This window comes from Halogeometricum borinquense DSM 11551 (assembly GCF_000172995.2).
GTDB classification, from domain to species: Archaea; Halobacteriota; Halobacteria; order Halobacteriales; family Haloferacaceae; genus Halogeometricum; species Halogeometricum borinquense.
Genome location: NC_014729.1, coordinates 2,808,672 through 2,820,544, shown reverse-complemented (window position 1 = coordinate 2,820,544; position 11,873 = coordinate 2,808,672). Strand labels below are relative to the sequence as shown.

The 11,873-nt window shown below is 62.5% G+C and carries 13 protein-coding genes and 1 pseudogene; 5 read left to right on the top strand and 9 right to left on the bottom strand.

Going from position 1 to position 11,873, the window contains the following annotated elements:
- Positions 1-11: 11 nt before the first annotated feature.
- On the bottom strand, positions 12-503 hold the full coding sequence (locus HBOR_RS14335; RefSeq protein WP_006054998.1) for an SHOCT domain-containing protein: 492 nt from the start codon (positions 501-503) through the stop codon (positions 12-14).
- A gap of 111 nt (positions 504-614) precedes the next feature.
- Between HBOR_RS14335 and rnz the strand changes: the two genes are divergently transcribed.
- Both rnz and HBOR_RS14325 read left to right on the top strand, forming a co-directional pair.
- The gene (gene rnz / locus HBOR_RS14330; RefSeq protein WP_174261597.1) at positions 615-1,544 is read left to right on the top strand and encodes a ribonuclease Z; all 930 of its coding nucleotides are present in this window, start codon (positions 615-617) and stop codon (positions 1,542-1,544) included.
- 72 nt (positions 1,545-1,616) lie between these two features.
- Entirely contained in the window at positions 1,617-2,489 is an 873-nt protein-coding gene (locus HBOR_RS14325; RefSeq protein WP_006055000.1) for a PhzF family phenazine biosynthesis protein, read from the top strand.
- Positions 2,490-2,596: 107 nt separating this feature from the next.
- On the opposite strand, the gene HBOR_RS14320 is transcribed toward HBOR_RS14325, so the two are convergent.
- Entirely contained in the window at positions 2,597-2,938 is a 342-nt protein-coding gene (locus HBOR_RS14320) for a hypothetical protein (RefSeq protein ID WP_006055001.1), read from the bottom strand.
- A gap of 4 nt (positions 2,939-2,942) precedes the next feature.
- The gene (locus HBOR_RS14315) at positions 2,943-3,932 is read right to left on the bottom strand and encodes a prohibitin family protein (protein WP_006055002.1); all 990 of its coding nucleotides are present in this window, start codon (positions 3,930-3,932) and stop codon (positions 2,943-2,945) included.
- A gap of 120 nt (positions 3,933-4,052) precedes the next feature.
- Between HBOR_RS14315 and HBOR_RS14310 the strand changes: the two genes are divergently transcribed.
- Both HBOR_RS14310 and HBOR_RS14305 read left to right on the top strand, forming a co-directional pair.
- The gene (locus HBOR_RS14310) at positions 4,053-6,032 is read left to right on the top strand and encodes a DUF460 domain-containing protein (protein WP_006055003.1); all 1,980 of its coding nucleotides are present in this window, start codon (positions 4,053-4,055) and stop codon (positions 6,030-6,032) included.
- 100 nt (positions 6,033-6,132) lie between these two features.
- Positions 6,133-6,552, top strand: coding sequence for a hypothetical protein (locus HBOR_RS14305; protein ID WP_006055004.1), 420 nt, complete (start codon positions 6,133-6,135; stop codon positions 6,550-6,552).
- Between the two features lie 159 nt (positions 6,553-6,711).
- Here HBOR_RS14305 and HBOR_RS14300 read toward each other — a convergent pair whose 3' ends face one another.
- From HBOR_RS14300 to HBOR_RS14275, 6 genes and pseudogenes are all read right to left on the bottom strand, one after another.
- Complete coding sequence (locus HBOR_RS14300; protein ID WP_006055005.1) at positions 6,712-7,014, bottom strand: PLDc N-terminal domain-containing protein; 303 nt, start codon at positions 7,012-7,014, stop codon at positions 6,712-6,714.
- Positions 7,015-7,095: 81 nt separating this feature from the next.
- The gene (locus HBOR_RS14295) at positions 7,096-7,758 is read right to left on the bottom strand and encodes a uracil-DNA glycosylase (RefSeq protein ID WP_006055006.1); all 663 of its coding nucleotides are present in this window, start codon (positions 7,756-7,758) and stop codon (positions 7,096-7,098) included.
- Between the two features lie 144 nt (positions 7,759-7,902).
- Entirely contained in the window at positions 7,903-8,127 is a 225-nt protein-coding gene (locus HBOR_RS14290; protein WP_006055007.1) for a DUF7860 family protein, read from the bottom strand.
- 60 nt (positions 8,128-8,187) lie between these two features.
- A complete protein-coding gene (locus HBOR_RS14285; RefSeq protein WP_006055008.1) occupies positions 8,188-9,051 on the bottom strand; it encodes a ribose-phosphate diphosphokinase in 864 nt (287 codons plus the stop codon).
- Positions 9,052-9,148: 97 nt separating this feature from the next.
- Complete coding sequence (locus tag HBOR_RS14280; protein ID WP_006055009.1) at positions 9,149-9,958, bottom strand: HVO_0234 family beta-propeller protein; 810 nt, start codon at positions 9,956-9,958, stop codon at positions 9,149-9,151.
- Between the two features lie 138 nt (positions 9,959-10,096).
- Positions 10,097-10,432, bottom strand: a pseudogene (locus tag HBOR_RS14275) (SWIM zinc finger family protein); the annotation flags it as partial.
- A 252-nt stretch (positions 10,433-10,684) separates the two neighbouring features.
- Here HBOR_RS14275 and HBOR_RS14270 point away from each other — a divergent pair.
- Entirely contained in the window at positions 10,685-11,809 is a 1,125-nt protein-coding gene (locus tag HBOR_RS14270) for a tRNA (guanine(26)-N(2))-dimethyltransferase (protein WP_006055011.1), read from the top strand.
- Positions 11,810-11,873: the final 64 nt, after the last annotated feature.

Below are 11,873 nucleotides of genomic sequence, written 5' to 3'. Positions count from 1 at the left end.
CGTAAGAAACCCTACGTCTCCGTCTCGGTGGACTCGCGTTCGCGCTGGCGGCGCCGGATTCGTTCGCGGGCGTTTTCGGGTGTCTGGGTGTCTAACAGTACCTCCAGTTTGCGCTCGAACTGTTCGTCCGAGAGGTCACCGCGGGCGTACCGGTCGCGGAGTCGATTGAGGGAATCAGAAACGGAGTGTTCGGGTTCGGCAGTGCGCTTGACCCCAGGCGAACGGCCCTCAGGCTCGGGTGGAACCCGAGTCGTCTCTGTCTTCGTGTTCGGTTCCTTGGATTGGCTTCCGAGGACGATAGCCAACAGGATGAGGCCGGCAGCAAACAGGGTAAGGGTGACCAAGAGCGACCCAAGCACGAACCCGAGCAACGGACCGATTCCGAGAGACAGGACGAGGATGGAAGTGATGGTCGCCAGGTTGTCGTCCCGGTTGTCACCTCCTGAGGCATCGCCCGCGGGCGACTGACTGGAGGTGTCGTGGTCTCGGCGTCGTTCGCTCATGGGCAGTAGTATCATCTGAATCACAAAATAGTGTGTACTCTCGTCGCGTCTGCAACCCCCGGTTGATTCGACACGGGTTTACCGCCGCCGCCACTCAATCGGAGTATGTCGATGCGCGTGACGTTCCTCGGGACTGGCGGGGCGGTGCCGACGACTGAACGAGGCCCGAGTGCATTTCTGGTGAACCGCGACGGCGAGCGACTGCTGTTCGACTGTGGTGAGGGAACGCAGCGACAGATGATGCGCTTCGGGACCGGATTCACTGTCTCGCACCTATTCGTCACGCACCTTCACGGCGACCACGTCCTCGGTATCCCCGGCCTGATTCAGACGTGGGATTTCAACGACCGCGAGGAACCGATTGCCATCCACGCGCCGCCGGGTTCGAAACGCCATCTTCAGAGCCTCGTCAACGCCGGTGGCTACCGGCCGTCGTTTCCCGTCAACATCCACGAGGTCAAACCCGGAAACGTCGCGCTCTCGGGCGACAGCTACGAGGTTCGGACGTTCGAGACAGACCACCGAAACGTCCGGTCGATGGGATTCGCTCTCGTCGAAGACGACCGGCCGGGTCGGTTCAACCGCGAGAAAGCGGAGGCACTGGGCGTTCCGGTCGGTCCCGACTTCGGCCGCCTGCACGAGGGCGAATCGGTCGAACTCGAAGACGGCACCGTCATCCACCCCGAACAGGTCGTCGGTGACCCGCGACCCGGCCGCCGACTCGTCTACACCGGCGACACCCGTCCCGTAGATGCTACCGTGGACGTTGTAGACGAACCGGACCTGTTGATTCACGACGCGACGTTCGCGGAGGACCGGGCCGAACGGGCGCACGGAACTGGTCACTCGACAGGCCGCGAAGCGGCCGAAATTGCGAACCGTGCGGGTGCCCGTCGCCTCGCTCTGACGCATATCTCCTCGCGGTACGCCGGAGACGCCTCACCCATCGAACGCGAGGCGCAAGCGGCGTTCGACGGGGAGGCGTTCGTTCCACAGGACGGACAGAAAATCGATATCCAGTTCCCTGACGCCGACGAGTAGGTAGTCTCTCAGATTGACATCTCTTGTCATACCCACCGTAGCCTTTTCTCGGAATCAGACGCAGACTTGTGTATGTCGGGTAACCGGTTCCATATCGTAGATGTGTTCGCGGAACGGCGGTACGCGGGGAACCAACTCGCTGTCATCGAGGACGCTGCATCGCTCACAGACGAGGAGATGCAGGCCATCGCTCAGGAGATGAACTACTCGGAGACGACGTTCATCGAGGGCGACGCGGCGGACGGCGCGTGGCCGGTCCGTATCTTCACACCGAACGCGGAGGTTCCGTTCGCGGGGCACCCAACGTTGGGGACCGCGGCTGTCCTCCGCGAGCGGTTCGACGCGGGCGACGAAATCGTACTAGACCTCGCTGTCGGTGAGATACCCGTCGAGGTACGGGGCACGGGCGACGATCAGACGTACTGGATGACACAGAACCCGCCCGAGTTCGGCGCGGAACTCGATCACGAACGCCTCGCCCAAGTCCTCGGACTGAAGGAAGACGACCTCGACCGTGAGTGGCCCGTGCAGGTCGTCTCTACCGGACTTCCAGCCATTATGATTCCGCTCTCCAACCGCGATGCACTCGGCCGGGCGGCCGTCGATCTGCCGGCGTACGACGCGCTGTTGGACGATGTCGGTGTCGAGAACCTGTTTCCGTTCTGTGCGGACCCGCGCGAGGACGACCACCATCTCGCCGCACGGATGTTCTCGCCGGGATACAACGTTCCCGAGGATCCGGCGACCGGAAGCGCGAACGGGTGTCTGGCGGGCTATCTCGCACGGTACCGGTACTTCGGCGACGATAAGGTGTCTGTCTCCGTCGAACAGGGCTACGAGATGGGTCGGCCGTCAGTGCTTCATCTCGAAGCCGAGGACGGCGTCGCGGTGAGCGTCCGCGTCGGTGGCGAAGTCGAGTTCGTCGCAGAAGGGTCGTTACTGTAGGCGACTGCGTGAAGCGGACGTGGACTGAACCGGACTGGACCGGTCTGAACCGGACTGGGCTGGACTACCCCGGACCGAACCGAAAGAGGCGACCGAAGTGTCCGGCGCTATGGTAGACAGTCGTCGCAGTAGCGGTTCTGCCCGTCGTCCAAGAGGAGGACCGGAACACCGAGCAGAACAAACTCACGGACGAACCGGCGTGTCGTCGTCGCGGGCGCGCCACACTCGGTGCAGTCGTGGTCACCGCCGTCGGACGAGTCCAAGAGTCGAGTTCGGATGCCGAACGTTGTTCGCGTGTAGGCAGTGTCGCGGGTCATGAGGTACGCGAACCCGGCGAGGACGACGAGACTCACGAGTGGCAGGACGAACCGTCCCGCTGGCGTCCGTGCGAGTGCGCCGAGGAGGGCGAACAGAGCGACGGCGGCGATCAGTTCGGTTCGGAGGCGCACGGGATCAGTCGTTCGTGGTGCCGTCCGTCGAGCGGTTCAGCGACGTATTCGATTCGATCTCTGCCTTGGAGGTGTCCACCGTGATGTTCGAGGTATCACCGGCGTTCGCTCCGGGTTCGATAGAGCGGACGAACTGCGGGTAGCCGCTGTCACCGACGGGGATGTACACCGTATTGGTCTGGTCGAGTTTGTCGATGTACTTTTGCGTCAGGATGCGCTGGTCGAGCGACTGCGAGAGGATGCGGTTGGCGTCGGCCTCACCCTGTGCGGCGATGCGCTTGCGGTCGGCTTCTAGTTTCTCGACTGCGAGTTCGTCTTGCTTCTGTTGGCGACGTTGCTCGGTTATCTCCTTTTCCTCGACGGCTTGTGCGTACTGCTTGGGGAGTTCGACGTTCCGAATCTGGACGGCTTCGAGGATGAGACCGGCTTCCGCGAAGTCCTTAGACAGTTGCTTTTCTGCGGCCTTTTTCAGCTGTGTTTGCCCCTCGCCCGTGTAGATTTCCGTGACGGGGAGGCGACCGGCTTCAGTCCGAAGCACAGATCGGATCGACGGGCGAATCAGACGCTTTTCGGCCGTTTCGAGTGTTCGATAGCTGCGATAGAACGAAACGGACTTTGAGGCGTCAACGCGGTAGCGGACGGTCACGTCGATGTCGGTCCGAAGCCCGTCCTCGGTGAGGACCGTGATCGCGTCGTCGCGTTGGGCTTGCTCGCCCTCGCCCTGTTGTGAGGACATTGTATACGACTGCGGGCGGACCGACAGCGATGCCGTAGACTGTGAGATGGGGTTGATGAAGTGTGCTCCGGGCTCGAACACTTCGCCCGTCGTCGCACCCCACTTTTTAACGACTTTTACGTTCCCCTCTTCGACCGGTTCCCACGCGAGAAGTCCCGTGATCGGCGCTGCGAGGAGGAGAACAGCGATACCAGCGATCAGAGCCGTCCGCGCCAGCGACTTTGGTGACGTGGAGGGCGGTGATATATCAGAACTCACGCGGGGAACTTCACTGCGAGAGGATTTGTTATTTTCGTATCCGATATGAGTGACAAATCTGGTCGTTGGGCGATTCAACGCGGCGTGGGATTCATATCTACACGCGACCAAGCGGCGTTCGTGAACGACCGGACGAGCGCGCTCGACTCCCTCGTCTTCGGTGTGGACATCCAGAGTGGGGACGTGCGCGGCGACGCACCCTCTTACGCCGTCGTCGCCTTCGACGGTGAGAACATCGACCGAGACGTAGTTTCGCACCGGAAACTACGACGACTCGTCGAACGAGAGCAACCGGCCATCCTCGCTACGGACAACATGTACGAGTTGGCCGCGGACAAAGACGAACTCGTCCACTTTCTCCGTTCGCTTCCCACGGAGACGAAACTGGTGCAGGTAACCGGCGCAGAGCGCCCCGAACCTCTTTCGCGGGTGGCCTCCCGTCACGGCGTCCCCTACGGCAAGAAGCCGATGAAGGAGGCCGAGGCGGCGGCACGACTCGCGGCGGTCAACGTCGGGTACGAGGTGTCTGCCTTCACCAACACGACGACGGTGAAAGTGTCGCGCGGCCGCTCGACGGGGAAAGGCGGGTGGAGTCAGGATCGTTACACTCGTCGTATTCACGGCTCCGTCAAGCGCCGGAGTCGGGAGATCGCGGACCGATTGAAGCAGGCGGGATTGGAGTACGACGTTGATGCGACGGAGAAGTACGGCGGCTACTCGAACGCCATCTTTACCGTCGAAGGGCGGCCGGATGACATCCCCGTCTCCAGCGGACGCTCGGGCGATACGCGCGTCGAAATCGAACGCGAACGCCGCGACGGTATCGAGTTCGAACCGCTCGTCAAACGTCGGGACCACGTTATCGTCGGCATCGACCCCGGCACGACTACTGCGGCGGCCGTCGTGGACTTGGACGGCAACAAACTCGATGTCCACTCGACGCGAACCGCCGACACCGCCGACGTTATCGAATGGCTCATCGAACGCGGACGACCGGTCATCGTCGCCGCCGATGTGGAACCGATGCCCGAGACGGTCGAGAAGTTCCGACGGAGTTTCGACGCCGCGGCATGGATTCCAGAAACTGACCTCCCGGTAGACGAGAAACTGCATCGAACGCGCGATGTGGGGTACGAAAACGACCACGAACGAGATGCACTCGCCGCCGCTCTGTTCGCCTTTGACGCTCACGAAGATCAGTTCCAGCGCATCTCGCAGAAAGTGCCGCCGAACATCGAACGCGGCGAGGTCATCGCCCGCGTCGTCGCAGGCGAGGAGTCGGTTGAGGCCGTCCTCCGCGAGATAACTGGTGATGACGAGAGCGACGAGGACGACGAATCGACCCACGAAGAGCGCGAACTGACCGACGAGGAGAAGAAGATCCGTCGGTTAGAGCGCCGCGTCGAGCGGCTTGAGTCGCACACTGAGAGTCTCGAAGCGACTATCGCGGAGAAAGACGAGACCATCGAAGAGTACAAAACGGAGCTTTCGGAGGCCAAGCGTGAGGAACGGCGCGAGGCGCGCGAGCGCCGCGAAGTCCAACGCCTCGAACGCGACAACAACCGTCTCGAACGGAAACTGGAGTCGCTCCGTGAGGAAAACGAGGAACTCACGGGAAAGATAGAACGGCTCAAGCGCCTGTGGAAACTCGATCACTCGAACTTCGCGGACGTGAACACGAACAAGAATCTCGTCCCCGTGAAGGTGGTCGAGCAGTTCACCAAGGACGCTATCGAACGCGCCGACGAGGAGTACGGACTGGCGTCGGGCGACGTGGTGTATCTCCGCGATGCCTCCGGTGCGGGGCACTCGACTGCCGAACGCCTCGCGGAGACGAACCCGCGGGCCGTTATTCGGACCGGCGGTCTCTCGGACGCCGCCGACGAGATACTGTTCGAACACGAGATTCCGGTCGGCCCGGCGGAGAATGTGACGATGCAGGAGATAGACGAACTGGCTGTCGCCCGCGAGAGCGACGTCTCGGCGCTCATCGAGGACTGGGAACGGCGTGCAGAGGAACGACGGAAAGAACAGCAGTCGCAGATGGTTGACCGCATTATCTCCGAACACCGCGCCGAGACACGCAGTGAGAGTCGGTGACAGCGGAGGCGGTACAGAACAGGACGGCATCGAGCAGACAAGACAAGAGTGTATGCGAGCGGACCAAATAATTAAACCCTATTGACACTAACCGCGCTGTATGTCGTTCTCGTACTTCCTCGTCTTCCAATTCATCTTCGACGTCGTCTTCGGCAGTGGTCTCGGGATGGTTTCCGGTCTGGCCACGCTCCCCTTCGTTTTCTCCGAGCGGTTTCGTGCTGCCGTCGAAGCCGGACCCACTCCCGAGTTGGTACCGAACCACGTCGCGTTGACCGCTCTCGGTGGGATGCTGTTCGCAGCGCTCCGGTTCGCATTCTCGTTGGCATACGGTATCGACTCATCACGCGTGCCCAAGAGATCACGCTCTTGTACGTTACCGGCGGATCGCTTGCTCTTCTCGCCGCTATCTTCCTGTTCGCTCGGGGGTATCAAGCGGCGACTGAAGACCGGATACAGCGCGTCGGTGTCGGTGGAACAGCGACGCTTTTCGCCTCGGGGGCGACGTACGGCGTCGTACTGACGATACTCTTCCTTGTGCGCTGATCGGCGGACTGTCGTGCAGACTCGGATATCAGGCCGCCCCCAAAGACCGAATTCAAGCCGCCCGTCTCGGCGGTCTCTTTGTTTTCGTTACGCTCGGTTTGTGTTCTGCTGTCGTGTTTGGGTTACTCGTTCTCATCTAACCCGCGGCTTCGATTCGTCTGAACGCCATGTTGACGAGGAAGTAGACGAGTGCGCCGACCAACGGGATGAAGAACGCGAGTGCGGTCCACGCGAGTTTCGCATTGCTCCCGTGATCGCGGGCGTGGATGTACACCCGTGATGGAAGGAGGATGTGGATGACGACGAAGTAGATCGCGAAGTAGAGCAAGTAGCCGAGGTTGTCCCACCCCATGACCGTAACCCACATCACTACGAGCGGGATGAACGCGACGAGGACGAGTCCCGCGAGAACGGCCAGCGGCGAACGCGTCGTAGCCATCGCCTGACGCTAGCGGTGGCACGGCTATGAGCGTTTCCACCTGGCGACGAGACGCGTCCGCGAACTCACTGATCGGACGGCTCACGGAAGCCGTTCTCGAATCGCTTCGCGGTACTCTGATTCCGTGTAGCCGAGGCGTGAGAGCCACACGTCCTGATAGGAGGGATGTAGAAGGGGGAGCAGCATCACGTCGAACGCGTCGAGTTCGACCGGATCCAACACAGTGTCGAGAAAGCCGTCCAGTTCCCGTCCGTCGAATGCGAGCATCGTCGCCGTCGCATGCTTGCCCGTCGAGACGACTACTTCGGGTTCGATTGCATCGAGTTCGGTGTCGAGGTGCGTCCGGCAGTTCGCACGCTCCGTGGCTGTCGGTTCGCGGTTCGACCCGTCGCCGTCGCACGGAACACACTTCACCGCGTTCGTGTAGTACGCATCGGCGTGTCCCGCGGCCGCGATGAGCTTTCGAATCCGCCTGCCGGAATGCCGCGTCGTGTACGCCATCCCGGTGTGATTCCCACCTTGCCACTGTTCGGCATCGGGGTCGCCCGCACCGGGTGCCTCCCCGACGACCATCACTGACGCGTCCGACGACCCGTTCCCCCACGAGATTCGCGTTCGGCACGCGACGAGTTCCGGACATCGCGTGCAGTCGGCGTCGAGAACGAACGCCGAGTCCGTTTCGGGGAAATGAGAGTCGCCGTCATTTCGATGGGGTGGTCGGCCCTCACGTTCCGACGGTGCCATTGCATGGGCCGTCACGCTGGAACGTCATAACCAAAACGGGACTCCGTCGTCTTCGAAGTCTGAGCTATCGTAGTTCGGTAACGTCGTGCGAAGCCGCCGGATACGAGTCGCTCTCCGTGTCGCGGCTGACGAGCGGACAGCGATTCACTCGGTCAGCGGCAGGAGAATGCCGAAGACGAACGGCGAGAGAAGGGTGAGGAGAACGCCGATTGCCTCGGCGTCGAATAGGAGCGACTCTTCCCACGCCGGAAGCGGACCGACGAAGGAGGGGGCAACAATCGTCCCCAGTGCGCCGACGGCAAACAGTGTGAGTCCGAGGCCGACGCCGAATTTAGTTAGTTGTGGATAATCGAAGCGTTCGTGTGCCATACTTCGAGGTGGTTCGGTAATCGATACAAACGTTTCGCTCCGTAGATGTGTTGCGTCGTGCTACTGTGTGACTGCTTCGACAGCGGCGGCGACGGAGGGAGCGACGCTGACGATGCTCACGTCGCGTTCGACGGTGTCCGTTCCGACGATTTGCTCGATACCGGCGCGTTCGAGTTTCGTACGGGCGTTCCGAACCAGTAGCGGGTGGACACAGGCGGCAAAGACGTTTCGCGCACCGTCCGAATTGAGGTGGTTGACCGCCTGACTCACCGTCGAACCGGTTGCGATAATGTCGTCTACGATGACCACGTCGCGGTCCGTGGCGTCCGCGTCGCTGGGTGTTATCTCTACGTCCGTCCCCGAGTGACGCACCTTCTCGAAGTAATCGACATCGCCGCGGCCGTAGGCGTCACAGACGCTCTCTGCGAGGTCGATAGCGCCGGCGTCCGGCGACAGAAACAGCGGGTCGTCCAAGTCGTCGGGAAGCGGGTCTGCGAGATTGGCCGCCGCATCGACAATCGTGACGTGCCCGTCGAAGAACGAGGAGATGTCGTCTTCGTGTGGATTGACGAGGACGACACGGTCGGCACCCGTTGAGACGGCCTGCGCCGTCGCGCGCGCCGAGACGGGGTGGCCGTCTTCGAACGCCTTGTCCTGCCGAGCGTAGCCCATGTACGGGATGACGGTCACGACTTCGGTCGCGCCCGCCTCGCGGACGGCGTCTTGCAGTTGGAGTAGTTCCACCCACGCGTCGTTCGAGTCGGTCGTCGCCACGATGATGGCTCTGTCGTCGTCGAAGTCGGGGACGGCGGCCAGCGTTTCGCCGTCAGGGAAGCGGTCGTACTCGACGGCCGCGAGTGGTTCGTCTATCGCCCTCGCCAATGCCGCGGCGAGCGCCTGCGAAGATGCGCCGGGTACAATCATGTTGGGAGAGTTTTCGTCGCGCGTTAAACCCGTTTTCGTCTCCGCGTGGACTCGTCACGACGTAGATACGTCGATTACCGCGACTGCGACCGGCGCTTTAGACGACTGCCGCGGCGGTGACGCCCTGTAGGCCGAGCATCTGGTGCCGCCACTCCGACCCCGGGAGACGGACGAGGAACGTCCCGGGAGTGGTGACGGCGTACGTTGCTTCCGGTCCGTAAGTGACGGCGGCCACGCCTTCGGCAACGGGGACGGGTTCCGGTGTCCATTCGCCGCTTTCACTGCGGGCGAACAGATGCCCGCCGCCAACGGCGTGTGCGCGGCCGTCTCCGTCCGCAGTCACCGTCTCGAACGCGCCGTTAAGAACGTCCATCCAGCCGTTTCCGAGTTTGTACAGTCCGGTTTCAGTGGCGGCGAGCGGGTCGCGTCCCACAACGTCATACGCGTTGTCAAGTCCGACTGGCGCGAGACTGTCGGCTTCGACTCGGTGGACACCGTCGGCGGCGGCGACGAGTGGACCGTCGATAGCCCGAACCGGTTCTGCACGTCCGAGGTCTGTCCACTCGCTGTCGAATCGTCCGACTCGACCCTCCTCGTCGCCTGCGAGGAGCGTTTTGCCGTCGAATCCGACGGCGGTGGCGGGGCCAAACTCGGTCGCCTCGAACGCGAGGTCGTCCGCGCTGTCGGTCGTCGTCAGGTCGGCACAGAACACGTCCTCGTCGGTGGCGACTGCCAGCGTCTCAGTCCCGACAGCCACGTCGCGGGCGTGACAGCGGTGCGCGATGCCGAATCCCCCCACGAGGTCGTCCGAGACGGAGACGGCAACGACGCCCGCGTCGCTTGCGACGAAGACGGTCTCCGTTCCGGTGTTGTCAGTGTAGACGCGCTTCTCGTCGATGGTGGGCATCTTGTTCGAAGCTTCGGGCACCCGGTGGGAAAACGTTGCGGAGGAAGCGACTTGATATTTCAGTGACGTAGACTGACTACGGTGGTTCACCGACCTGTGAAACGCGCCGAACGCAAACGAATTCGCACGTGTCGTCGCTCAGATGAACTCGCGTACGTCTGAGTACCACATGTCGTGATGATCGACTTCGCCGATTCGCTCGGCGACGGCGGCGGCGAGAACGTGCCAACAGCGCTGGCCGTCGTCTTCGGGATCGAGGTTGTACGAACTATCTTTACAGGTACACCCGCCGTCCTCGACGACGTACTCGGCGGCGTGTCCGACGACGACAGTAAAATCTCGGTAGCGCTTCACCCGCCCCTCGGAGACGGCTTCGATGGCACGCACTCCGCGCTTGTCGTGGATGGTGGCGACCGCATCGACGACATCGGGCGTGAGTTCGCCCGCCTCCGCGAGCGCTCGCCGCCACTCGGTCTCGCGGTCGTTCTCGGTTTCAGTAGGGACGACGAATTCCGACGCTGATCCGTCTGTGGCCGTCGCTTCCGCGGCAGAAGCCTCCTCGTCGCCCCCGTCGTCGGAGCCGTCACCCACCTTTCGCACACTCCGAAGTTGGCCGGTATCGGACAAAACGCCACCGATGACTGCGCCCGTACCGCCTCCGTCTCGTGGTCCCGCTGATCCGAACGCATCGTATCGCTTTTCGCCGCGGGGACCGCTCCTCGGAACATGGACGTACGTGAGGGCGGCATCGAGGTGGAGGTTCCCGGTGCCCGCGACGGCGCGTCGGAGGGCGCGGGCGACGATGTGTTCTACAACCCGACGCAGGAACTCAACCGCGACGTGACCGTCGCCACGCTTCGGGCGTACCGCGAACGCGACGACCGCGCGGAGTCGTATCTGGATGCGATGGCCGCAAGTGGCATTCGAGGTGTTCGCGCCGCTGCGGAGGGGTTCGACGTGACTTGCGCGGACCTCGATGAGTCGGCCGTCGAACTCGCTCGCCGGAACCTCGAACGGAACGAGTTGGATGGCGAGGCGGTCCACCGAAACGCGAACGCTCTCATGTACGACTCGGTGTTCGATATCGTGGACTTAGACCCCTTCGGCACGCCGATTCCCTTCGCGGACGCGGCGTTCGCTAACACACGGGATCTGGTCTGCGTTACTGCCACCGACACTGCACCGCTCTGTGGCGCACACCAGAAATCCGGCATCCGGAAGTACAGCACGCTCCCGCAGAACACCGACTATCACCCAGAGATGGGTCTGCGCGTTCTCCTCTCGGCGATGATTCGGACTGCCGCGCGATACGACAAGGCCGCGGTCCCCATCCTCTCACACGTGACGCGACACTACGCCCGCACGTACCTCGAACTCGACGGTCGGGCGACCAAAGCGGACGAACTCGTAGAGCAGTTGGGGTACGTCTACCACTGCGAGGACTGTCTCGAACGCGATCACGAGTTCGGCCTTATCGCCCATCCGCCGGACGACTGCCCGGCCTGCGGAAGTTCCCGGACGCTCGTCGCGGGGCCGCTCTATCTCGGTCCCGTCTGCGACCCCGACTTTACTCGCCGGGTCCGCGACCACATCACAGAAGAGATGGGCGAAAAAAAGCGTGCCCGGTCGATGCTCGAAACCGTCGCAGGCGAACTTGACCGGCCGACACACTACGACCAACACCGCCTCTGCAAGATGTGGTCCCGGTCGGCGACGAGTATGGACGACTTCCTCGCAGAACTCAGAGATGCCGGCTACGAAGCGACACAGGCGCACTACTCGGGGACCGCGTTCAAGACGAACGCAACTATCGAGGAGATGCGAGCGGTGACGACCGACAGCGACAACTGATAGCGACGGTTGGGCGACACCGACCCTTGGGACGGAACCGACGACTGAGAAGTCGTTTCAGAAC